The 21,757-nt window shown below is 56.5% G+C and carries 22 protein-coding genes; all 22 read right to left on the bottom strand.

Annotation, left to right across the window (positions count from 1 at the left end):
• Positions 1 to 16: 16 nt before the first annotated feature.
• The 22 genes from GCWU000341_RS14110 to GCWU000341_RS10620 all read right to left on the bottom strand — a co-directional run bounded on the left by GCWU000341_RS14110 (position 17) and on the right by GCWU000341_RS10620 (position 21,734).
• On the bottom strand, positions 17 to 142 hold the full coding sequence (locus GCWU000341_RS14110; protein ID WP_256364655.1) for a hypothetical protein: 126 nt from the start codon (positions 140 to 142) through the stop codon (positions 17 to 19).
• Positions 143 to 667: 525 nt separating this feature from the next.
• The gene (locus tag GCWU000341_RS10520) at positions 668 to 2,047 is read right to left on the bottom strand and encodes an NAD(P)/FAD-dependent oxidoreductase (RefSeq protein ID WP_009215982.1); all 1,380 of its coding nucleotides are present in this window, start codon (positions 2,045 to 2,047) and stop codon (positions 668 to 670) included.
• 91 nt (positions 2,048 to 2,138) lie between these two features.
• Positions 2,139 to 2,888 (bottom strand): leucine Rich repeat-containing domain protein, encoded by a 750-nt coding sequence (locus GCWU000341_RS10525; RefSeq protein ID WP_009215983.1) that lies wholly within the window; start codon positions 2,886 to 2,888, stop codon positions 2,139 to 2,141.
• 46 nt (positions 2,889 to 2,934) lie between these two features.
• Positions 2,935 to 4,884, bottom strand: a complete 1,950-nt coding sequence (locus GCWU000341_RS10530; protein WP_009215984.1) for a leucine-rich repeat domain-containing protein — start codon at positions 4,882 to 4,884, stop codon at positions 2,935 to 2,937.
• 157 nt (positions 4,885 to 5,041) lie between these two features.
• Positions 5,042 to 5,632 carry a metal-dependent hydrolase gene (locus GCWU000341_RS12780; protein WP_009215986.1) on the bottom strand — a complete coding sequence of 197 codons (591 nt, stop codon included), beginning with the start codon at positions 5,630 to 5,632 and terminating at the stop codon, positions 5,042 to 5,044.
• A 110-nt stretch (positions 5,633 to 5,742) separates the two neighbouring features.
• A complete protein-coding gene (gene rplT / locus GCWU000341_RS10540; RefSeq protein ID WP_036600393.1) occupies positions 5,743 to 6,102 on the bottom strand; it encodes a 50S ribosomal protein L20 in 360 nt (119 codons plus the stop codon).
• 30 nt (positions 6,103 to 6,132) lie between these two features.
• Positions 6,133 to 6,336: a 50S ribosomal protein L35 gene (gene rpmI / locus GCWU000341_RS10545; RefSeq protein ID WP_036600392.1), complete on the bottom strand. Its 204-nt coding sequence runs from the start codon at positions 6,334 to 6,336 to the stop codon at positions 6,133 to 6,135.
• 144 nt (positions 6,337 to 6,480) lie between these two features.
• The gene (gene infC / locus GCWU000341_RS14375) at positions 6,481 to 7,002 is read right to left on the bottom strand and encodes a translation initiation factor IF-3 (RefSeq protein ID WP_036600396.1); all 522 of its coding nucleotides are present in this window, start codon (positions 7,000 to 7,002) and stop codon (positions 6,481 to 6,483) included.
• 822 nt (positions 7,003 to 7,824) lie between these two features.
• Positions 7,825 to 8,508: a ribosome biogenesis GTP-binding protein YihA/YsxC gene (yihA, locus tag GCWU000341_RS10555; RefSeq protein ID WP_009215991.1), complete on the bottom strand. Its 684-nt coding sequence runs from the start codon at positions 8,506 to 8,508 to the stop codon at positions 7,825 to 7,827.
• Positions 8,505 to 9,821, bottom strand: a complete 1,317-nt coding sequence (clpX, locus tag GCWU000341_RS10560; protein WP_009215992.1) for an ATP-dependent Clp protease ATP-binding subunit ClpX — start codon at positions 9,819 to 9,821, stop codon at positions 8,505 to 8,507. The genes yihA and clpX overlap by 4 nt, the downstream gene beginning before the upstream one ends.
• 6 nt (positions 9,822 to 9,827) lie before the next feature.
• The gene (gene clpP, locus GCWU000341_RS10565; protein WP_009215993.1) at positions 9,828 to 10,457 is read right to left on the bottom strand and encodes an ATP-dependent Clp endopeptidase proteolytic subunit ClpP; all 630 of its coding nucleotides are present in this window, start codon (positions 10,455 to 10,457) and stop codon (positions 9,828 to 9,830) included.
• A 207-nt stretch (positions 10,458 to 10,664) separates the two neighbouring features.
• Positions 10,665 to 12,032: a trigger factor gene (gene tig / locus GCWU000341_RS10570; protein ID WP_009215994.1), complete on the bottom strand. Its 1,368-nt coding sequence runs from the start codon at positions 12,030 to 12,032 to the stop codon at positions 10,665 to 10,667.
• A 174-nt stretch (positions 12,033 to 12,206) separates the two neighbouring features.
• Positions 12,207 to 12,674, bottom strand: a complete 468-nt coding sequence (locus tag GCWU000341_RS10575; protein ID WP_040654202.1) for a flavodoxin — start codon at positions 12,672 to 12,674, stop codon at positions 12,207 to 12,209.
• A gap of 42 nt (positions 12,675 to 12,716) precedes the next feature.
• The gene (locus tag GCWU000341_RS10580) at positions 12,717 to 13,217 is read right to left on the bottom strand and encodes a CYTH domain-containing protein (protein ID WP_009215997.1); all 501 of its coding nucleotides are present in this window, start codon (positions 13,215 to 13,217) and stop codon (positions 12,717 to 12,719) included.
• 217 nt (positions 13,218 to 13,434) lie between these two features.
• Complete coding sequence (gene rpsA, locus GCWU000341_RS10585; protein ID WP_036600639.1) at positions 13,435 to 14,568, bottom strand: 30S ribosomal protein S1; 1,134 nt, start codon at positions 14,566 to 14,568, stop codon at positions 13,435 to 13,437.
• Positions 14,549 to 15,436: a 4-hydroxy-3-methylbut-2-enyl diphosphate reductase gene (gene ispH / locus GCWU000341_RS10590; protein ID WP_009215999.1), complete on the bottom strand. Its 888-nt coding sequence runs from the start codon at positions 15,434 to 15,436 to the stop codon at positions 14,549 to 14,551. The genes rpsA and ispH overlap by 20 nt, the downstream gene beginning before the upstream one ends.
• A gap of 15 nt (positions 15,437 to 15,451) precedes the next feature.
• Positions 15,452 to 16,114, bottom strand: coding sequence for a (d)CMP kinase (cmk, locus tag GCWU000341_RS10595; RefSeq protein ID WP_040654205.1), 663 nt, complete (start codon positions 16,112 to 16,114; stop codon positions 15,452 to 15,454).
• A 105-nt stretch (positions 16,115 to 16,219) separates the two neighbouring features.
• Complete coding sequence (locus tag GCWU000341_RS10600; protein ID WP_009216001.1) at positions 16,220 to 17,488, bottom strand: NAD(P)/FAD-dependent oxidoreductase; 1,269 nt, start codon at positions 17,486 to 17,488, stop codon at positions 16,220 to 16,222.
• A 19-nt stretch (positions 17,489 to 17,507) separates the two neighbouring features.
• Positions 17,508 to 18,824 (bottom strand): aspartate kinase, encoded by a 1,317-nt coding sequence (locus GCWU000341_RS10605; RefSeq protein WP_040654267.1) that lies wholly within the window; start codon positions 18,822 to 18,824, stop codon positions 17,508 to 17,510.
• A gap of 142 nt (positions 18,825 to 18,966) precedes the next feature.
• Entirely contained in the window at positions 18,967 to 19,644 is a 678-nt protein-coding gene (locus GCWU000341_RS10610) for an AIM24 family protein (RefSeq protein ID WP_040654208.1), read from the bottom strand.
• Positions 19,645 to 19,926: 282 nt separating this feature from the next.
• A complete protein-coding gene (locus tag GCWU000341_RS10615; protein ID WP_009216004.1) occupies positions 19,927 to 20,823 on the bottom strand; it encodes a cysteine ABC transporter substrate-binding protein in 897 nt (298 codons plus the stop codon).
• A gap of 143 nt (positions 20,824 to 20,966) precedes the next feature.
• Entirely contained in the window at positions 20,967 to 21,734 is a 768-nt protein-coding gene (locus tag GCWU000341_RS10620; protein ID WP_040654269.1) for an amino acid ABC transporter ATP-binding protein, read from the bottom strand.
• Positions 21,735 to 21,757 lie beyond the last annotated feature (23 nt).

Below are 21,757 nucleotides of genomic sequence, written 5' to 3' on the forward strand. Positions count from 1 at the left end.
AGGATCGAACTCTCATTCAATGGAGGCCTTCCGGCCTCCTCCTGCTTCGCTCATTCTTAAGCTTGGCTTTTCCTTCTTTTACTGCGAGTTTTCTTCGCTGCACTTTCTGTGCTTTCTGAATCTCTCCTCTGTCCTTCCGCATTCTTCCGCTTCCAAACAGAGACGGCTTTCGCCGTTTCGAATATTCAGGGTCTGTGTATGATTCGATCTTTGATTTTCAAGGTCCTTTGATCTGCCCTCCGCAAAACCGAGCTCTTTCATTCGGCCTTATTCTTGCGGCGACAGGTACACATGATAGCAGAGATCTCTCCTGCCGTCAAGCACAAATGTCACATTTTTGTAAGGCTTTGTTTCGTCTTTTTTCACAAAAGCCTCGGGATTTTCCGCCGATTCGGGAGGAAAGCCCGGCCTGCCCGCGATTGCGGCGTCCGCCGATCTGTTGCCGGATCGTTTTCCACCGATTTGGAAGGAAAGCCCGGCCCACGGCCCGAGCGAAGCTACGGATCGAGCGAAGCTTCGATCCAAACGGAGCTCCGCCATCCGATAAAACGGGACCGCAGCCCTTCCGGCATAAGTTCTCCGCGCTCTTTCCGCCCGCCCGAAGCGCCTTCCCTTCAGCGCCATCCTTGTCATCCACGGCAGAGATCTGCCTTCCGGCGGAGCTCCGCTATCCTCTCTCCGCGATATCCCTCGCCACAAAGATCCCGCTCGCCGAGGCGTGGGAAAGGGAATGGGTGACGCCGCTCCCGTCTCCGATCACATAGAGTCCGGGATGACAGCTCTCGAGATGAGAGTCGATCGCGACCTCCATATTGTAGAACTTGACCTCGACGCCATAGAGGAGCGTATCCTCATTGGCGGTTCCGGGGGCGATCTTGTCGAGCGCATAGATCATTTCCATGATGCCGTCCAGAATCCTCTTCGGAAGCACCAGGCTCAGGTCTCCGGGCGTCGCCTTCAGCGTCGGGCGGACGAGCCCCTCCTCGATCCGCTTCACCGTGCTCCTCCTCCCCCGGACGAGATCCCCGAAGCGCTGCACGATGACGCCGCCCCCCAGCATATTCGAGAGGCGGGCGATGCTCTCCCCGTAGCCGTTGCTGTCCTTAAAGGGCTCTGAAAAATGCTTTGAGACGAGGAGCGCGAAATTGGTATTCTCCGTGCGCTTCTCCTCCCCCTCATAGCTGTGCCCGTTGACCGTGACGATTCCATTGGTATTCTCATTTACGACGATTCCGTACGGATTCATGCAGAAGGTCCGGACATTATCCTCAAAGAGCTGTGTGCGGTAGACGATCTTGCTCTCATAGAGCTCATCCGTGAGATGCGAGAAGATGACGGCGGGAAGCTCCACCCGGACGCCGAGATCCACGCGGTTTGACTTCGTCGGAATCCCGAGCTCCCGGCAGACCTTCTCCATCCACTTGCTCCCGCTCCTCCCCACGGAGATGATGCATTTGTCACAGGAGAAGCTCTCCCCCGCCGCGCTCTCGATCCGGTATCCTCCCTCCTTCCGGGCCTCGACCTTCTCGATCGGCGTGTCAAAATAAAAGTCCGTCGCCTCTTTGAGATCGCGGTACAGATTCCTAAGGACAATATAATTGATATCCGTCCCCAGGTGCCGCACGGAGGCATCCAGAAGCTTCAGGCGATTCTGCATGCAGATCTTCTTAAAATGCGAGCCCGCGGTGGAAAAAATGCGGCTCCCCTCTCCCCCCTTTGACATATTGATCTCGTCCACATAGTGCATGAGGGAAAGGGCCTTTTCCCGGCCGATGTACTCATAGAGTGTACCGCCGAAATCGTTTGTGATATTGTACTTCCCGTCGGAAAAAGCGCCGGCCCCGCCAAAGCCGCTCATGATGGAGCAGCTTTTACAGTGGATGCAGGACGGGATTTTCTCCCCATCGATCGGACAGTGCCGCTTCTCCAGACTGTGCCCGGCCTCCATGACCGCGACACTGAGATCGCTTCTCCGCTTTTCGAGCTCATAGGCCGCATAGATCCCGCCCGGCCCCGCGCCGATGATAATGATGTCATAGTGCTTCATATCCCCTCCGTCTCCTCCTGAAATCTCCCGCGCGATGCGCTCTTCCCCCGGAAAATATCGAATCCTCCCTCTGCCGGAAACGCAGCTTCCGCTATTCCCCCTCTTTAGAGGCAGCGGTCTCAAGCTCTGAAAGGCCGCTGAGAGAGCTCAGATCCGGAAGCTTCTCCCTCGGAACATCGCGGAGCTTAAGCGTCTGAAGAGAGCGGAGACTCGGCAGAAAGCTGTAGTCCGAGATGGGGTTTCCCTCCAGGCTCAGGCTTATCAGGGAGAGTCTCCCGGAGAGCGGAGAGAGATCCGAAATCCCCGTATTTATGAGGCTGAGCTCCTCGAGCCCACTGAGGCTTCGGAGAAAGGAGGCATCCTCAAGCTTCGGCGCATCGGAAATCGAAAGACTCCGAAGATGAGGGAGGGCAGAGAGCGCGCTGTAATCAGAGATCTCCGGGCTGTCCCGGATGACGAGCTCAGAAAGGCCGGTCTGTCCGAGGAGAGCGGAGAGATCCGTCTGATTTTCGATGGTCATGCTGCTAAGAAGCGCGGCCTCCGTAGTCTTCTCCACGGGGGAGGGCGCTGGCTTCCTGAAAAGAAGGAGGCCCGCGAGGGGGACAGCGGTCAGGAGGCCAAGAGAGAGCAGGAAGCCCAAAAGGATGGGGCTTAGCTCCCGGCTTTGCTCCGGACGGGCCGGGCCTCCGAAATTATTGACGGTCTCCTGGATGAAGACCTTGGCCCTCTCCGGTTCCACCGCAAAATTCGCGTTGCAGTAGGGGCAGTGCGCGCTCTCCGCGCCCTCCTCCCAGCTCAGATTCCCGCCGCAGCGCGGGCATTTCAGATCGATGATTTTCATAGCTTCCCATCCTCTCTTTCGAAGCGGCCCCGCATATCTCTAAGAATCACGACAGAATAATGTAGAGATCTCCGGAAAGGGCAGAGCGGTTCTGGATCGGATTCCCCGAAGCGTCCAGCGTTTTCAGAGCCGGGAGATCCCGGAGCGGCAGAAGGTCTCTCACATAGTTCTCGCTGATATCGAGCGTCTCCAGCTCCGAAAGAGCGCGGAGAGGCTCCAGGTCGGAGATTCCCTCCTTCACCATCTGAAGGCTTTTTAGCCCGTGAAGGGAGGAAAGCGCCGGGAGGATGCTCTGAAGCTCCGTCTCCCCGCCTTCTATCCTCGTCCCCTGCGCGTCCCGGACTATGAGCTTGGGGGCCCCGATGAGCGAGAGCTCACGAAGCGTCGAATTGTCCGGGGCGAATCCGTCCGTCCAATAGATATCATAGCTCCCATAGACGATAAGCTTCTGCAGAGCCGGTGCACAGAGCCAGTGATCCAGCGTAATCCCCTCAAAGCTCATATAGCTTCCCTGAACGGAGAGCTCCTTCAGTCCGCTCAGAGATTCGCAAAGCTCCCGCGACGCTTCGGCGGAGCCGCCACTCCAGATGCAGAGCTTCTCAAGGCTCGTCTTCCCGGAAAGGATCTCCAGATCCCCGTCTTCCCCTCCGATAAGCGTGAGATCCGAAAGGGCGGGGGCAGAGACCGCAGAGGGGAGAAAGGATTCGTCAATCTCCATCCTCACAAGAGAAGAAAGGGCGGAGAGATCCGGCGTCCCGCCGCCGGTATCGGAGAGGCTCAGCCTCTTAAGTCCTGTGAGAGTCCCTAAGACCGAGAGATCTGCGATGCTTCCGTCTCGGCTCAGGTAGAGCTCCTGGAGCGCGGTATTTCCCGCAAGAGGCGAGAGATCCCGGAGCTCTGAACCCTCTATGGAAAGCTTCGAAAGCTCCGGCATGGCCGAAAGGAAAGAGAGATCCTTAAAGCCCTTCCCGGAATAAATGCTGAGCTCCTTGAGATGAGGGAGATGGTAGAGGATCGAGTAATCTGCCCCGCTTTCTTCCCCGGCATTGAGGGCGAGCTCCTGAAGATTCGCGATGGAGAGGAGATAATCATTGTCCTTCAGAAGGTCGGTGGAGAGGCGGTGAAGAGAGGAAAGCTCCGAAAGCTTTTTCAAGTCAGGCGCCTTCTCCTGGTACTGATAGGAGCTGAAGCTCCCCGGGCTGAATTCCAGCGTCTCCAGATTCGGAAAGCTGTCTACGATCTCATCCAGCTGCCAGATCGATGCGCCGCGGAGCGCCTTCAGCTCCTTCGGGCTCGCAAAAAAATCCTTCCAGTCCGTGATTTGGTAGCTCCAGGAGCTGAGCGTAAAATCCTGAAGCTTTGTGAGATTCCTGAGGGAATTCGAGTATTCTCCCGTTTCCTGCGTGATTCTCAGGCCGAAGTTCGGATTGACATTCAGGGTCTTAAGAGAGGAGAAGGGCTGAAAATCGCTGATCGGGATCTCCCGATCGGAACCCTCTCCGTCAAGCACAACGATATAGTTCCGCTCCTCCTCCCCGGAGAGTCTGACATCGATACGGAAGACCGTCTCCCCATTTGCCGCATCAATCTCATCAGAGGATAAGAAGCAAAGCTTCTCCACCCTGCCGTATTCTTCTGCCGTGAGCAGATCGGGATCCTTTTGAAAGATTTCTGCGCAGAGCCTTTGCATAAAAGGGGATTCCACCTTCTCCTGAAAGCTTTCCTTCAAAGGCTCCGCCTTTGGGCTCCGGCGGAAAACCCTGCTGCCGAGCAGGGAGAGAATGACGAGAATACCGAGCAGAGGATAGAGAAGAAAATGGGAGGAAGCGGGCTTCCCGCCTCCCTCGTAGCGGTTTACCGTCATATTGATCCGGATATCCTTCGCCCTCTCCTCCACAAAAAAATCTGCCCGGCAATGCGGACAGCTTATCTTCCCCGCGCCCCTGATCAAAATCTCGCTCCCGCAATGCGGACAGCGAATCTTCGTCGGATTCATCCTCTGCCTCCTGCAATTTCTCTTACAATTAAAAGCGAAAGCTCGCCCCTCCCCGAAAGGATTCCCGAAATTTATCCTCGAAAATCATACCATAAAAGCGCCTTCCCAGAAAGACCTCTCCGCTTCGAAAAGAGCAAAAAGACGAAATTCCTCTCCTCTAGCTTTTCTCCCAGAAAAGGAAAATGAGGCCGGCGGTCCCGAGCAAAAGCAGGATATGATTTGCGAGCTTTCCGGAGTGAAAGAGATTCAGCTTAAAGCCCTTTGGGATCGGAAAGAGCAGGAAGACGTCTCTTTTATTCAGAAGGTCCAGTGCAAGGTGAGAGAGGAAGCCAATCTGAAAGGGGAGAACGAGAGGAGCACAGAAGGCATTCAAAGAGATGCTCAGAAGAAGCAGGGCCAGCAGAGAATGGCTGAAGGTCCGGTGCTTTGTCAGCATGCCGAAGACGCAGCAGAGCGAAAAACCGAGGAGGCCGAGCACAGAGCTCTCCCCCCAGTGAGAGAGCACATAGCGGCAGATCCCCGTCTTCATCTTCCAGTCCAGGATTATGCTCACTGCCGCGACTCCGAGCGCGATCTCTCCGCTGTAGAGGGTATCCCGGAGGAATCTCCCCGGCTTCGTATCGACATCGCAGATCATCCCGCCGAGGGCTCCTCCGGCGGCGGCCTTCAAAAGGCCCAGCCGATCGCCGGGATTTACGAAGAGCATCGCGCTCCCGATCCCATATACAAGATGCGTATAGCCAAGCATGATTCTCCGTCCTCATAAGAAAAGCCGGAGCGGTCCGCCATCCGGCCCGTCCGGCTTCAGGGTAGCGCCCGGAGGGTCCGCCCCGCAGAATCACTCCCTATCCTCTTTTCTCAGTCCGCGAGCTTTCCCTTCGCCTCCTCGCAGAGCTTCGCAAAGCTCTCCGGATCCGCGATCGCGATCTCCGAAAGCATTTTCCGGTTCATATCGATGCCGGCGCTCTTCAGACCATACATCAGCCTGCTGTAGGACAGGGAGTTCAGTCTCGCCGCCGCGTTGATCCGCGCGATCCAGAGCTGTCTGAACTGCCTCTTCCTCTCCTTCCGGCCGCGGTAGGACTCGGTCAGAGCTCTCATGACGCTCTGCTTCGCCACTCTGTACTGCTTGGAACGGGCGCCTCTGTAGCCCTTGGCCAGCTTCAGTACCCTGTTATGCTTCTTCTTAGCGTTTACACCGCCCTTGATTCTCATGATAAATTCCTCCTCTTTCTACCGACCCGGCGCTTACAGATACGGAAGGATCTTCTTCATCGTCTTGACATTCGTCTGATCTGTCACGATGTCCTTCCGAAGTCCTCTCTTGCGCTTGGTGCTTTTCTTGGTAAGGATATGAGACTTGTTCGCTTTATTTCTAACAAGCTTTCCCGTAGCGGTCATCTTAAAGCGCTTCGCAGCTGCCTTTTTTGTCTTCAGCTTGAACTTTGCCATAATTGCCTCCTGTAAGTTTACTCTATCAGTCCCCATCAGATGTCAAAACGGACGCCATGCCTGTATGAGCGCGGCAAAAAGGCAGCGCCGCCTTTGCAGCCTCCCGGCATTTTGTCCGTTTAAGAGCAGGCCGTTCGGCGTCCCTTACTTTTTCGGACTCAGAACCACAGCCATATTTCTGCCTTCCACCTTTGCCGGCTTATCCAGCACCGCAATGTCTGAAAGCTGCTGGCCGAAGTCATCCAGGATATATTTGGACTGGTTCATCCTGGACATCTCCCTCCCGCGGAAGCGGAGAGCAATCTTCACCTTGTTTCCCTTTTCGAGGAACTTCCTCGCCGCCGCAAGCTTTGTATTCAGGTCATTCGTGTCGATGTTCGGCGTCATGCGAATTTCCTTCAGCTCCGTCGTGCGCTGGTTTCTTCTGGCTTCCTTCTCCTTGCGCAGCATCTCATAACGATACTTGCCGTAGTCCGTGATCCTGACCACCGGCGGTGCCGCCGTCGCGGCGATCTTTACCAGATCGAGATCCAGCTCTCTTGCGATCCGAAAGGCATCCCGCGAAGACATGATGCCAAGCTGCTGTCCGTCCGCGCCGATCACCCGGACCTCTCTGTCCCTGATCTGTTCGTTAATTTCGATTTCTGTGCCTTTTCTGCTTGCCATAAGCTCCTCTCTGTAGAATTTGCTGTGTCCTGTATCCGTCTCAGTCTCAGCGTATCTTCCGCCCCTCGGATGCCTGCCGGAGTAAAAGCCTCTGATGCCGGTCTTTTGCGCATTGCTCTTCAGCCCGGAATCCCGGTTGGCATACCGTGTATCCGTCTCAGCGTCTCTTCGCTTCTTCGAAGCTTCCGCGACGCTGCCGTCCTTGATACCGGTCTTTTGCGCGTTGCTCTTCATCCCGGAACTCCGGCCGGCATGCCGTGTATCCGTCCCAGCGTCCCTTCGCTTCTTCGAAGCTTCCGCGACGCTGCCGTCCTTGATGCCGGTCTTTTGCGCGTTGCTCTTCATCCCGGAACCCCGGTTGGCATACCCTGTATCCGTCTCAGCGTCTCTTCGCTTCTTCGAAGCTTCCGCGACGCTGCCGTCCTTGATGCCGGTCTTTTGCGCGTTGCTCTTCATCCCGGAACCCCGGTTGGCATGCCCTGTATCCGTCTCAGCGTCTCTTCGCTTCTTCCGAAGCTTCCGCGACGCTGCCAGGAATTCGCATTCCGGGCCTGCGGTCCTGCATGCTCATTCCTGTTGTCCTCTCAGATGCCGGAGCGGCCGCCCGTGTAAACACGGCGTCTGCTCCGGCGCCTGAGAGGGACTGATACACTAAAAATGGCGGATCTGAGTCTGATCCACCATTGAAAATTCGCGAATGGAAATTCGCGAAGTAAAGCTTCAATCTTAACCCGGGTTCAGAGCTTTGTCTGCCAAGGTGAGGTGGATACCTGCTTTTCTGTCTGTGCGACTATCTCAGTTTAGCGCAGATCCGGGCCTCTGTCAATCCTCTTTTGTCCGCTTCCGCTCCGTCATTCCGGCAGCTTCTCCCCTATGATTGACAGCTCCCTCCCCATGGTCCGCTTCCGAAGCTGTTTCTTCTGTGAGGAGGCTGTCGAAGATCTCATAGATCTCTTCCAGGCCCTGCCGGCTCCGCGCGGAGAAGGGGATCAGGCGGCAGGCATCGGAGGCGCCGAGGACGGCGCGGATCGAGCTCTCTCTTTTCTCAAGCTGTGTCTTTCCGATCTTGTCCGACTTCGTCAGGATCACAATCGGCTCGTAGCCGGTCGCATCCACGATCCAGCGGAACATCTGGATATCCTGTTTCGTGGGATCATGCCGGATATCCACAAGGAGTATGACCTCCTCGATGCTCTCGGAGCCCCTCAGATATTTCCGGATCATGCGGTCCCACTTCTCCTGCTCCACTGCCCCGGTCGCAGCATAGCCGTAGCCGGGCAGATCTACCAGATAGAAGCTTCCGTTTACGTAATAAAAGTTGATGGTCCGGGTCTTCCCCGGGGTAGAGGAGATCCTCGCATAGGATTTCCTCCGGATAAAGGAGTTGATAAAGGAGGACTTTCCGACATTGGAGCGGCCCGCCATCACAAATTCCGGCTCCCGGCTCCGGAAAAGCTCCGATTTCACCCCCAGGACCTTCGCAAGCTCCACCGATCGAATCTTCACGCTCCCTCTCCGCTCCTTCCGGGCCGTCGCCCCCGGCCGCCGCGCCGGGCCGCCGTATCGGAGGCTGCGGCGCTGAGTGCGCTCTCATCACGGCTCAGCACAGGCTCCCCCCTTCCCTCTACGACCTCTCTTGTGATCTCCACCGCGCTGATCGAGGGATCGGAGGGGATCTCATACATAAGCCCCATCATGATGTCCTCCATGATGGAGCGAAGCCCCCGCGCCCCGGTCTTTCTCTGGATCGCCTTCTCCGCGACTGCGCGGATCGCGTCCTCTGTAAAGCTTAATTCCACGCCGTCAAGCTCGAAAAGCCTCTGATATTGGCGGATCAGCGCATTCTTCGGCTCGGTCAGGATGCGCTTTAAGCTCTCCACATCGTGGCTCTCCAGTTCGACGTCGATCGGGACACGGCCGATGAATTCCGGGATAAGGCCGAATTTCACCAGATCCTCGGGCTGCACCTTTTTCAGGAGCTCGTCATAGCTGTTTCGATTCTTCTCCACGATCTCCGCTCCAAAGCCGATGGAGCCGGAGGCAATCCTCTTTTCGATGATCTTTTCCAGTCCGTCGAAGGCTCCTCCGCAGATAAAGAGGATATTCTTTGTATTGATCTGGATCAGCTCCTGCTGCGGATGCTTCCTGCCGCCCTGGGGCGGAACGGAGGCGACGGTTCCCTCCAGAATCTTTAAGAGCGCCTGCTGAACTCCCTCTCCGGAGACATCCCTCGTGATCGAGACATTCTCCGACTTCTTTGTGATCTTGTCGACCTCATCGATGTAAATAATGCCGTACTCCGCCTTCTTCACATCGAGATTCGCCGCCTGGATGAGCTTTAAAAGAATGTTCTCCACATCCTCTCCGACATATCCCGCCTCTGTGAGCGCCGTGGCGTCCGCGATGGCAAAGGGGACACCCAGGATCTTCGCGAGAGTCTGCGCGAGGTAGGTCTTCCCGGTCCCCGTCGCTCCGATCAGCAGGATATTGGATTTCTGGACCTCGATATCCTGAATCCGGGAGCTGATTCTCTTATAGTGATTGTAGACCGCGACGGAGAGCACCTTCTTCGCCTCGTCCTGACCGATGACATACTCATCGAGAAAGCCCTTGATCTCCTTTGGCTTTAGGAGCTTCGGGGTGATTTCCGCCTGTGCCTCCGCCTCTTCCCTCCGATAGTCCTCCGCCAGGATCTCGCTGCTCAGCTCGATGCACTCATTGCAGATCAGGGCACCGTTATTGCCCCGGAACATCTTCTTTACCTGATCATAGCGTCTTCCGCAGAACGAGCAGCGCTCCCTCATATCCATCTTTTGCATAGCCCCTTACGCCTTTCCCTCCGACTCCCCTCTGGAGCGGAAGATCCGATCGACCAGTCCGTACGAGAGCGCCTGCTCCGCATCCATCCAATGGTCTCTCTCCGTATCCTCCAGCACCTTTTCCAGGCTCTGACCGCAGTTTTCGGCGAGGATCTCCGCCATGTGCTTCTTCGTCCGGAGGATCCATTCCGCGGTGATCTGAATCTCCGTCGCCTGCCCCTGGGCGCCTCCGGAGGGCTGATGAATCATGACCTCCGCATTCGGAAGAATCATGCGCTTCCCCTTCGTGCCGCCGGCGAGGAGGAAGGCCCCCATCGAGGCCGCCATACCCACACAGATGGTGGAGACATCGCATTTGATATACTGCATCGTATCGTAGATCGCCATACCGGCCGTGATCACTCCGCCCGGGGAATTGATATAAAGGCTGACATCCTTGTCCGGATCCTCTGACTCGAGATAGAGAAGCTGAGCCACCACAAGGGATGCGGTATCGTTATTCACCTCGTCTCCGAGAAAGACGATGCGCTCATTCAGGAGGCGGGAAAAGATGTCGTAGCTCCGCTCTCCGCGCGATGTGGACTGAATGACATAGGGGATCGTGGCAATGCCTCTCGGATCGGAAAAATCTCTCATCTTATTTTCTCCTTCTATCTTCTCCTTCTATCGCCCCTTCTATCGCCAAGGGAAACGCTATGCCGCTATGCTACCATGTTTTCCCTGAAAGAGGAATAAACTGCCGGTTGAAAGTCTCCAGGGAAGCGATTCTCAAATCCTCTGATCCTCTCTCAAAAAAGGAGCGCGGCTTTCGCAGCGCTCCAAAATCTCTTCCGGAGATCTTAATCAGGACTTCTCTCCCTCTTCCTTCTTCTCCGAAGACTTCTTTTCGGACTTCTTTTCGGATTTCTTCTCGCTTTTCTTCTCCGGCTTTGTGAGCTTTGCCTCGGAAAGCAGCATATCGACCGTCGCCTGAAGCTCGAGCTCTCTCCGGACGGATGCCTTCTGGGACTCGCTGACCGTCTTCATGAGATCCTCATACTTCATCTTGTACTGATCCGCGATTTTCTGAAACTCCTCCTCGACCCGCTCGTCCGGTACCGTGATATTCTCCTTCTTCTGGACCGCCTCGAGCACCAGGGAATTTCGGATGCTTCTCTCCGCGCCCGGCTTCATCTGCTCCTTCAGCTTCTCCTCGGTCTGTCCGGTGATCTGCATGTACTGCTCGATGGGAATTCCCTGCTGCTGAAGCCGCATCGCGTAGTCCCGGTACATCTGCTCCAGCTGCTCCTCGAGCATCGGCTCCGGGATATCCAGCTCCGCATTCTCAGCGACCTTATCGATGACGCGGTTCTCATTCTGCAGCGCGGCCTGCTTCTCCTTCTCCTCCCGGAGTCCCTTCTCGAGCTCCTTCTTGTACTCCTCCAGGGTATCGAACTCGGAGACCTCGGAGGCGAATTCATCGTCCGCCTCCGGAAGCTGCTTTTCCTTTACGGATTTGATGCTGACCTTGAAGAGCGCCGCCTTTCCGGCGAGCTCCTTCGCCCCGTAATCCTCGGGGAAGCTCACATTGACATCGACCTCTTCCCCCGCCTTATGGCCGATCAGCTGATCCTCAAAGCCCGGGATAAAGGTCCCGCTCCCGATGGTGAGCGGATAATCCTCTCCCCTTCCGCCGGCGAACTCCTCCCCGTCCACAGAGCCCACAAAGTCAATGGAGCTGATATCTCCCTTTTTGATCTCCCGGTCGACATCGATCATGCGGGCGTTCTTCTCCAGCTCCTGTCTGAGACGATCCTCGACTTCCTTTTCCGTCACCGAAGAATCCGCGCCCTCGACGCCCACTCCCTTGTACTCTCCCAGCTTCACTTCGGGCTTCAGGGCAACCGTCGCGGTATAAATCAGATTCTTCCCCTTCTCAATCTGCTCCACGGAGATCTCCGGACGGGAGACGATGGAAAGGCCGGACTCCTTCGCGGCATCCGGATAGCTCTTGTCCAAAAGCCCGTTCAGGGCATCCTCATAGAAGACCTGCGGACCATACATCTTTTCGATCATCTGCATCGGCGCCCTGCCCCGGCGAAAGCCCGGAAGATTGAATCTGCCCTTATTCTTTCTGTAGGCCTCCGTAAGCGCCTGATCGAAATCCGCGGCATCCACTTCCACGGTGAGCTTCGCCATGTTTTTTTCTAAATTTTCAACTTTAACACTCATCCAAGAGCACCTCCACAAATCTTCTGTCATGATCCCCGCCGAATCCACGGCGCACCCGGTTATGCAGTATAACACTGAAATACAGCGCTGGCAAGCCGCACATCGTAAAAGCGCAGCCGACCCGTAAATGCTCCTTCCCGCTTTCGCTCACCGGCCGAAGGCATAAATGGAGACCTACAAATTACTGTCTAACCATGCTTTCAGTTCATCAAAGCTGTAGTCCCCTTTTAACGCTATCCCGTCTTTGATGATGGAATGCTTACATTCCTCTTTATAGTCCTCAATCATTCTCCCAAAGCCGCCTCCGCCATGCGTACAAAAGGGAATGATCGTCTTTCCGCTCAAATCCACCGTTCTTAAAAACGAGCGAACGGGTGGGGCAAAGGTTTTCAGCCAATTCGGAGAACCTATAAAAATCAGCTCTGCATTCTCAATCGCTTCCGCCCCCTGAACCTGAATAAGAGGAGGACAATATCCCTTTTCAATTTCTTCTCTCGCTTCCTTTACCGCTGTATTATACGAAAAGGAATAAGGCCTTTCCGGTTTCAGTTCTCTCAATTCCCCATCCGTAATCAAGGCAATATCTTCCGCTAATCTTCTTGTTATCCCTGAATAGGAATAATATATAATGAAAGGCTTCATAAAAACCTCCTTTGGCAAAACCTCCTTTGGCAAAGTGCGGCCCTATCGTGATTCCTGAGAAAAAAGGGCAGAGGCGGGCGGTCTCCCGAGCCGCGCTAGGCGGGAGTTGGCATATTCCCCGCTCTCCGTCACATCCTCAGAGAACCAGTCCGGTCCCTGAAACCGCCTCGCCTCCTCCACGCTCGGAAACTCGACCTCCGCGATCCAGAGCCCCTCCAGCTCGCCCAGGAAGCGGTCCAGCTCAATCCGGTATTCCCCAAAGGGGATGAGACTGCGCCTCTTTCGAATGATGATCCCCTCCGCCTTCTTTAAGAGGGAATCATAGGATTCCCTGTCCAGCGGGAGATTCACCTCCTCGTGGGAGAGGAGTCCGGAGCCCTTATAGCTCATGCTGTAGTGCTCCTTCCCGTCCAGCCGGGAGCGGCGCACCCGGATCGCAGGAGAAAAGTTCAGGTAGCCCTGCTCGATCTCCTTTACCGGATATTCCAAGAGCCGTTCCGGAAGTCTCCGGATCCGCCACTTCCTCTCGATCTCCAGTGCCATGTCCCCCTCCTTTGTCCCGGGATGCTTTTCCGGCGAACTGCCTCTGCCCTTTTCAAAATGTCCCTGTTTTGCTGCCGCAGGAAATGCGGATTCCCTCTCCGCGGAAAAACGGGCCGCGTCTTTCTGTCCCGGGGCATTCCGCTCCTCGGAAAAGGAAAGGCCGGGCAGCTATCCTGCCCGGCCGCAAAGCCCTTCTCAAACGGCGCTTTCCGATGCTCTACTGCTCATCGTCCGCTTCCGCTCTTCCGACCGCCTCGATATCCACATCGGCTACATCGGCATCCTCTCTCCTGCCCTCCTCCGGGAGAAGGACCTTCATAGAAAGAGAGATTTTGTGGTTATTCACATCGAGATCCACGACCTTTGCCTCGATCTCCTGTCCCACCGAAAGGACATCCGAGGGCTTGTTGACATGCTCTCTGGAAATCTGAGAGACGTGGAGCAGGGCGTCGATCCCCTTATCCAGCTCGATGAAGGCGCCAAAGTCCGTCATGCGGGCGACCCTTCCTCTTACGATCTGCCCGGCGGCATACTTCGTATCCGCATCCTTCCACGGGTTCTCATCCGGGAACTTTCTCGTCAGCGCGATTCTCTCGCCGTTGATCTCCTTGACCAGAACCTTGACCTCCTGCCCCGGCTTAAAGAGCTTCTTCGGATTCTCGATGCGTCCCCAGCTCATCTCGGAGATATGGAGAAGTCCGTCCGCGCCGCCGAGATCGATGAAGGCACCGAAGTCGGTGAGATTCTTCACGACGCCGGTCCTCACGTCTCCCTCCCGGAGCTCCGCAAAGAGCTTGTCGTGCTGCTCCTTCTTCAGGGCGAGCATGATCTGCTTCCTGTCTCCGATCACTCTTCGCTTCTGCGGATTGAACTCCGTGATCACAAACTGAATGTCCTGCCCCTGATACTTGTTCAGATCCCTCTCGAAGCTGTCGGAGACCAGAGAGGCCGGCACGAAGACTCTTGCTCCGTTCACCTCGACATTGAGTCCGCCCTTGACCACCTGGATCACGCGTCCGGTGAGGACCGCGCCCTCCTCGAAGGCCTTCCTGAGCTCCTCGGAGGCCTTGGACTGCAGTGCGTCCCTGTGAGAGAGGATGACCTGCCCCTCGCCGTCATTTACCTTCTTCACCTTGCACTCGATCTCATCTCCGATATTGACAACCGTCGTGAGATCCAGGGAATTGTCGGTGCTGTAGTCGCTGCGGGTCAGGATCCCGTCGGACTTGTAACCGATGTTCAGAGCGATTTCATCCGGTTTGACGCTGATGACCTTGCCTGTTACGATCTCTCCCGCATGAATTGATTTCAGTGATCCCTCCAGCATTTGTTCAAAACTCATTTCTGACATAAGTTAGAACCTCCTTAATGATTTCTTTCGGGGTACTGGCCCCTGCTGTAATAGCTACGTTGCGAATCGCTTCATCCGAGTAGAGTTTAAGATCTTTGACCGTTTGTATCAGCTGCGTGTTCCGACATTCCGACTGGCAAATCTCAAATAGCTTCTTCGTGTTTGATGAACTGCTTCCTCCAATGACGATCATGGCATCGGAGCTCCCTGCAAGCTTCTTGGCCTCTTCCTGTCTTTCGAAAGTTGCGTTGCAAATCGTATTTATAACGTTAGTATGATACCGCTTTTTCTCTAAAATATCAATAAGCAACTTGAATTTGTCCACATTAAATGTGGTCTGCGCCAGCACAAGGACCCGCTCTCCCCCTCCGTCCGGAAGCTTTTCCGCCTCCTCCGGACCGGGAAGCGCCGTGATTTCTCCTCTGGCCCAGCCCATGATGCCGATGATTTCCGGGTGATGAGGATCCCCGACGATGAAGCATTTCTCCCCTCTCCCCGTGTGCTCCTCCGCAAGGCGCTGAATCTTCCGGACGTAGGGGCAGGACGCGTCCACCGTCTCGATCCCCCTTTCCCGGAGGAGCTCATAGATCTCCCTGGGAACTCCGTGCGCCCGGATAATGACGATGCCCCCGGAAAGCGCCTCGAGCTCCTCCCTTGTCTCCAGCACGGATACGCCTCGCTCCTTCAGGGCAGTGACCACGGTATCGTTATGTACGATCGCCCCGTAGGTATAGATCGGCTTCCTCTCGGAGGGGGGCTTTTCCTCCTCCCTCTCCGCGATCCGGAGGACCTGATCCACCGCGCGCTGTACTCCGAAGCAAAATCCGGCGCTCTTTGCGACCACTACCCTCTTCCCCGATCCCGCCATAGGAAAGCTCTCCTCTCAGCCCTTTGAGAGAGCGAGGATCGCATCGACCGTCCCCTCGATCGTAAGATCGGAGGAGTCCAGAAGCAGCGCGTCCTCCGCCCTCTTAAGAGGTGCGATCTCCCGGTGCATATCCCGGTAATCCCGCTCCTCCACCTCTCTCTTCACTGCAGCGTAATCCGCCTTCTCCCCCTTTTCGAGAAGCTCCCGCATCCTCCGGCGGGCTCTGACCTCGGAGGATGCCGTGAGATAGATCTTAAGATCCGCCCCGGGGAGAACCCTCGTCCCGATATCCCGGCCGTCCATGACCACGGAATGCTTCTCTCCGAGCTCTCTTTGCAGGGAGAGGAGCTTCGTGCGGACCGCGCCGTAGCAGGAGATCACAGAGGCGGCATCCCCGACCTCCTGCGTCCGGATCTCCCCGGAGACATCCTCCCCGTCAAGCTCCACCCTCTGTCCCCCTTCCTCCTCGGGGCGAAGGGAGACAGAGACCCCTTCCACGGCCTTCGAGACAGCCTCTTCGTCGTGAAGCGGAATCGCATGCCGGAGGCAAAAAAGCGAAAGAGCGCGGTACATCGCACCGGTATCCACATAGAGACAGCCGAGCCTCCGCGAAAGAGCGCGGGCGACCGTAGACTTCCCCGCACCAGCGGGACCGTCGATTGCGATAGTATAGGGCATAGAAACCTCCGAAATCCGCGGCATTTTCTGCCGCAAGCTGACAAAAGCGCTCCCTCCCGGAAGGTGGGGAAGTGCGGATGGATTCTCGATGAAATCCGCGTCCTCCTATCTTTCCTCCGCCGCGGATCTCCCCGCGAGAAAGCCTGTGGAAAAAGCCGCCTGCATGTTATAGCCCCCGGTAGAAGCATCGATATCGAGGAGCTCCCCGGCGAAGTAAAGGCCGCGGACCCTCCGGGACTCCATGCTCTTTGGGGAGATATCTCGGGTATCGACCCCTCCCCTTGTGATGATGGCCTCCCGAAAGGAGGCAGTGCCCCGGATCGTAAAGCAAAAATCCCGAAGGAGAGTCTCGATCTCCCTCCTCTTTTCCCGGGAGAGCTCCCCCGCCTTCTCCCGGCGGGAGATCCCCCTTTTCTCCAGTCTCCTCAAAAAAACTGGAAGAAATCGGAGCGGAAGAAGGGCGGAGAGCACCCGCTCCAGCCCTCCGCCCCCGGCGTTTTCCAGCTCCCGGATCAGTCTCCCCTCCAGCATCTTTTCCGTGAGGGCAGGCTTTAGGTCGATGTGCGCTGTGAGAAGAAGGCCCCGCTTCGCCTCTTCAGAATGCAGAAGCTCTGTCAGCTCGGCGGAAGCGGATAGGATGATCGGCCCGGAAAGCGCATCCGGGAGGAAATCGATCTCTCCGAAGGACTCATAATAAGACCTTCCCTCCTCGTCCCGGATCGAAAGCCCTGCATTCCTTAGCTTCAGCCCCTGGAGAAAGCGGCAGTCCCCCTCCTCTACGAGGAGCGGAACGAGGGAGGGGAGGCATTCCCGCAGCCGGTGTCCCGTCTCCCCGGCAAAGCGATAGCCGTCCCCCGTAGAGCCGGTGGAGGGATAGGAAAGCCCCCCCGTGGCGACGATGATCCGATCCGCTGAAATCTCTCCCTCCCGGCAGCAAACGGAAGAGACTGCTCCGTTTCGAAGCCGGATTTCTCTTGCCTCCGTCCGATAAAGAAGCTTCACTCCCGCCTTCTTCAGGGCGCGCTTCAGAGCGTCTGTGATCGAAAAAGCGTGGTCAGAGAGGGGAAAGACCCTGCCTCCCCGCTCCTCCTTCAGGGGACAGCCGTTTTCCTCCACGAGCCTCCATAGGTCCCGGTTGGAAAAGGCGGAGAAGGCGGAGTAGAGAAAGCGGGGGTTTCTGAAAAAGTGCTGCGGAAAGTCCCCGATATCCGCGGAATTTGTGAGATTCCCGCGGCCCTTTCCGCTGATAAAGATCTTCTTTCCGAGTTTTTCGTTCTTCTCCAGGAGCAAAACCTCGGCCCCGGGATTCGCTCTCTTTGCGGAGAGCGCTGCCATCATTCCGGCGGCTCCTCCGCCGATCACTGCGATTTTCACAGCCCGAAGCCCCCCTCTTCTATGACGCGGAAAGCACAAACATATTGTAGATCGCGCGGATCGCCGCCTCAAAGTCCTCATTCCGGACCCCGATGATGATATTATATTCACTCGATCCCTGATCGATCATCTTGATATTGATGTAGTCATGCGCCAAAGCGCTCATGACGCGGCCCGCAACGCCCCGGGCGGACTTCATGCCGCGCCCGACGACCGCGATCAGGGCCAGATCCGCCTCCAGCTCGATGAGATCCGGATTCACCGCCCTCTGTATCCCCTGCAATACCTTCTGCTCATTCGATATCAGCTCCTCCTGATGGATGAAGAGAGTCATCGTGTCGATGCCGGACGGCGTATGCTCCACGCTGATCCCGTTCTCCTCGATCACGGAAAGGACCTTCCGGATAAATCCGATCTCCGAGTTCATCATCGCCTTTTCGATATTGATGGAGCAGAAATTCTTCTTCCCCGCGATCCCCGTGATGATGAAGCGCGGCTTCTTCAGGGTATTTGCGACGATCATCGTCCCATGATCCCCGGGGCGGTTGGTGTTTTTGATCTGGATCGGGATGCCCTCCTTCCGGACGGGGAAGATCGCGTCCTCATGGAGCACGCTCGCCCCCATATAGCTCAGCTCCCGAAGCTCCCGATAGGTGATATAGTCGATCACCTCCGGCTTTCTCACGATCCGGGGGTCAGCGACCAAAAAGCCGGATACATCCGTCCAGTTCTCATAGAGATCCGCGTGAAGTCCCGCCGCGATCAAGGAGCCTGTCACATCGGAGCCGCCCCGGGAGAAGGTCACGGTCCTTCCCTCCGGGTCCAGACCGTAGAAGCCGGGTATGACCGCCTTCTCCATGTCCCGGAGTCTCTCCCCGACCCTTCTCTCCGTCTCCCGGAAGTCACACTCCCCGTCCGGGCGGAATGCGATGAGCTCCCCGGCGTCTAAAAAGGGGAAGCCGAGATACTCCGCCATGAGCTTCGCATTCAGATACTCCCCGCGGGAGGCCGCGTAGGCACAGCTCTCCCCGGCGAGAAGTCTCTCCCGGATCTCCCTGAAGTCCTCTTCGAGGCTCAGGGAAAGGGAGAGGCCGTCTATGATTTCCCGATAGCGCCTCTCGATCTTCGAGAGCTGCCGCTCCATCCCCCTCCCCTCCCGCAGATCCTCATAGAGAAGATAGAGAAGGTCCGTGACCTTCTCATCCTTCGGGAAGCGCTTCCCCGGCGCGGAGACGACGACATAGCGCCTCGCGGGATCCGAGAAAACAATCTCCCTGACCTTTTTAAACTGCTCCGCGGAAGCACAGGAGCTCCCGCCGAATTTCACAAGCTTCATAAAAATCCCCCTCATCCTCTCCGGGGCAGGGAAATCCGGTCTTCCCTCCCCGCGGAATGAGAAGGATTATAACACCGGGACGGCTCTTCTACAAGAAGAGCCGTCCCGGTGCATCCATTTTCCCCTTCGAAAATCCGCTTCTCTACTTTTTCTGTACGATATAGGGAGACAGAATCCCGCCCAGGTGAGCGAGGGACATCGTCTGGATATAGGCCTTCCCCGGGCCGATGATGACGGTGTCCACAAGACCCTCTCCGCCAAAGAGCTTGTTCTTTAGGCCCTTTACCATCCGGATATCCATCTTGCAGCTCGCATCCATCAGCGCGAGCACCCCGGTATCGCAGACAAGCTCCTCCCCCGCCGCAAGGTCATATTCCTTGACATAGCCGTCCAGCTCCAGGAAGACCACTCCCGGTCCCGTGACCTTCTGCATGATGAAGCCCTCTCCTCCGAAGAAGCCGGCCCCCAGCTTTTTCTGGAAGAAGATCGACAGATCAACGCCGGACGTAGAGCAAAGGAAGGCGGACTTCTGGCAAATCAGGCTCTCTCCGGGCCCGAGCTCTCTCGCGATGATGCTCCCCGCAAAGGAGGAGGCGAAGCCGATCTCCGCCGGTCCCTTCGCGGTATAGTGACTCATGAAGAGGCTCTCTCCAGAAAACATCCTCCCGATGCTCTTCCCGATCCCGCCGGTCCCCCTCGTCTCCGTCTCTATGGGTCCCTTGGCCCAGGTCCTCCCCGCGAGCTCGCTCATGATCGTCTCTCCCGCGTCCAGCTGGATGACAACCGCCGGAAGACTTCCTCCCTCGATCTGATAACGCATACTGCTTCCTCCTATCTTCTGCTTTTCATGTTTCTCTCCGCGCTGCACTGATAGTTTAAACTATCAGGACCACGGCCCTTCTGTCAATTCGTTTTTATCAATTTTTCAGAGAAATGTAAATGGTCCGACAGATAGTATTTCATTCTTTCACGTTTTCAGAGAAGGCATCTCCCTCCCGGGGAGGAATTTTTCGGTCTTTCCCGGGATGCCCCCGCAGCCTGCGCTTCTTATCTCTCAGATAAGGCACAGCGTTTGGAGGCGGTTTCTAAAATTATGAGAGGATCAATTCTTTACAGCCTCTCCGCCCTCGACCACGATGGAATCCGGGTCCGTGTCGTCCCCGAAAACCGGCTTCAGGGTCTCCTCATAGTCCTTATGGAAAAAATTCTCCTTCCCGAGCGCCCGGATCTCCTCATTTAGGAAATCCAGAAGCTCCGTATTGCCCTTCGCGACCGCGGCCGCAATCGTGTCGTAGTCCCCGAGAGTTTCGATCCCCACCACATAGCCGGGATTCGTCTTCGCCCAGGCTATGACCTCGGTGTTGTCCGTGGAGAAGGCGTCCCCTCTCCCGTCTAAGAGCGCATTATAGGCGTCCGCGTAGGCATCGTACTTTTGGAGCTTTACCTCGGGATGATTCTTCTCAAAATAAGTCTCCGCCGTCGTGCCCTTTGCGATGATCAGGGTCTTTCCCTTCAGCTCCTCGACGGATTTGATCTCCTTGTCCTCCGGGGAAACCACGCCGAGCGCGACCTTCATATAGGGAAGCGCGAAATCCACCTGCTCCGCCCTCTCCTTTGTGACCGTAAAATTCGCGAGAGTGATGTCAATCTTTCCGGTGCTCACATATTCCACGCGGGAGGCCGGGTCCAGGGAGGTAAACTCCGCCTTCACCCCGAGATCCTCCGCGATGCGCCTCGCATAGAAGACATCATAGCCCTGATTCTCCCCCTTCGAATCGATATAGCCAAATGGAGCCTTGTCCGTAAAGACACCGATCCGGATCACTCCGGAATTCCGGATCTCCTCCACCGTGCGAAAGGATGCGGATCCCTCCTTCTTCCCCTCCGCCGCGCTCTGCGCGCTGCTCCCGGTCTTTTCGCTCTGAGAGGCACAGCCGGACAGGGCCCCCGCAAGAAGAAGCGCCGAAAGAAAAACTGCCGCCGCCATTGATTTTTTCATACTGTCTCTCCCTTTCTCCGGATCTCATCCTCTCATCCGGCACTGATCCAAAAAGCTTTCCCATCCATCGTCGGAAAATGCGGATCCTGTCGAAATTTTAATCGGGGCAGGACTCAATCCGCTTCTTCCGAAAGCCTCCCTTCTCACTCTCTTCCCTTCTTTTTGGAGGAGAAGAGGAAGTTCCCGAGGAAGTCTCTCGCCCTCTCCGTCTTCGGAGCCGTAAAAAAGGCTTCGGGCTCCCCGCTCTCCGCGATATTCCCCTGATCCATGAAGAGGATCCTGTCCGCGACCGCCCGGGCGAAGGCCAGCTCATGCGTGACGATCAGCATCGTCATCCCCCGCTCGGAGAGCTCCATCATGACATCGAGAACCTCCCTGACCATCTCCGGGTCCAGCGCGGCCGTGACCTCATCAAAGAGCATCATCTCCGGGTGCATGGCCAGGGCCCGCACAATTGCGACCCTCTGCTTCTGCCCTCCGGAGAGCATCCTGGGGTAGGCCTTCTCCTTCTCCGACAGATTCACCCTGAGGAGAAGCTCCCTCGCCTCCCGCTCGGCCTCCGCCCTCCCCTTTCTCTGCACCCGGATCGGCGCGAGCGTGATATTCTCCAGGACTGTCATGTGGGGGAAAAGCTCGTAGCTTTGGAATACCATGCCGAGCTTCTGCCGGATCTTCGGAAGCTCCCTCGGGTTCCCGCTGATGAGCTCTCCGTCCAGGCGGATGCTCCCCCCGTCGATCCTCTCCAGACCATTGATGCAGCGGAGCAGGGTCGACTTCCCGCAGCCGGAGGGCCCGAGGAGGACGAGCACCTCTCCCCTTTTCACATCCAGATCGATCCCTCTGAGAATCGCATTTCCCGACTCATAGCTCTTATGGAGATTTCTGATAGAAAGAAGAACATCTTCCGTCATGATTTCCCTTCCCCTCTTCCCTG

Origin of the sequence: Oribacterium sp. oral taxon 078 str. F0262 (assembly GCF_000160135.1) — a bacterium.
Classification (GTDB): domain Bacteria; phylum Bacillota; class Clostridia; order Lachnospirales; family Lachnospiraceae; genus Oribacterium.

Bases quoted from the DNA above. Each gene is read 5' to 3' on its own strand.
- GCWU000341_RS14110 (WP_256364655.1), bottom strand. From the start codon at position 142: ATGCGGAAGGACAGAGGAGAGATTCAGAAAGCACAGAAAGTGCAGCGA.
- GCWU000341_RS10520 (WP_009215982.1), bottom strand. From the start codon at position 2,047: ATGAAGCACTATGACATCATTATCATCGGCGCGGGGCCGGGCGGGATC.
- GCWU000341_RS10525 (WP_009215983.1), bottom strand. From the start codon at position 2,888: ATGAAAATCATCGATCTGAAATGCCCGCGCTGCGGCGGGAATCTGAGC.
- GCWU000341_RS10530 (WP_009215984.1), bottom strand. From the start codon at position 4,884: ATGAATCCGACGAAGATTCGCTGTCCGCATTGCGGGAGCGAGATTTTG.
- GCWU000341_RS12780 (WP_009215986.1), bottom strand. From the start codon at position 5,632: ATGCTTGGCTATACGCATCTTGTATATGGGATCGGGAGCGCGATGCTC.
- rpmI (WP_036600392.1), bottom strand. From the start codon at position 6,336: ATGGCAAAGTTCAAGCTGAAGACAAAAAAGGCAGCTGCGAAGCGCTTT.
- infC (WP_036600396.1), bottom strand. From the start codon at position 7,002: ATGGCAAGCAGAAAAGGCACAGAAATCGAAATTAACGAACAGATCAGG.
- clpX (WP_009215992.1), bottom strand. From the start codon at position 9,821: ATGCAAAAGATGGATATGAGGGAGCGCTGCTCGTTCTGCGGAAGACGC.
- clpP (WP_009215993.1), bottom strand. From the start codon at position 10,457: ATGAGAGATTTTTCCGATCCGAGAGGCATTGCCACGATCCCCTATGTC.
- tig (WP_009215994.1), bottom strand. From the start codon at position 12,032: ATGAGTGTTAAAGTTGAAAATTTAGAAAAAAACATGGCGAAGCTCACC.
- GCWU000341_RS10575 (WP_040654202.1), bottom strand. From the start codon at position 12,674: ATGAAGCCTTTCATTATATATTATTCCTATTCAGGGATAACAAGAAGA.
- GCWU000341_RS10580 (WP_009215997.1), bottom strand. From the start codon at position 13,217: ATGGCACTGGAGATCGAGAGGAAGTGGCGGATCCGGAGACTTCCGGAA.
- rpsA (WP_036600639.1), bottom strand. From the start codon at position 14,568: ATGTCAGAAATGAGTTTTGAACAAATGCTGGAGGGATCACTGAAATCA.
- ispH (WP_009215999.1), bottom strand. From the start codon at position 15,436: ATGGCGGGATCGGGGAAGAGGGTAGTGGTCGCAAAGAGCGCCGGATTT.
- cmk (WP_040654205.1), bottom strand. From the start codon at position 16,114: ATGCCCTATACTATCGCAATCGACGGTCCCGCTGGTGCGGGGAAGTCT.
- GCWU000341_RS10605 (WP_040654267.1), bottom strand. From the start codon at position 18,824: ATGAAGCTTGTGAAATTCGGCGGGAGCTCCTGTGCTTCCGCGGAGCAG.
- GCWU000341_RS10610 (WP_040654208.1), bottom strand. From the start codon at position 19,644: ATGCGTTATCAGATCGAGGGAGGAAGTCTTCCGGCGGTTGTCATCCAG.
- GCWU000341_RS10615 (WP_009216004.1), bottom strand. From the start codon at position 20,823: ATGAAAAAATCAATGGCGGCGGCAGTTTTTCTTTCGGCGCTTCTTCTT.
- GCWU000341_RS10620 (WP_040654269.1), bottom strand. From the start codon at position 21,734: ATGACGGAAGATGTTCTTCTTTCTATCAGAAATCTCCATAAGAGCTAT.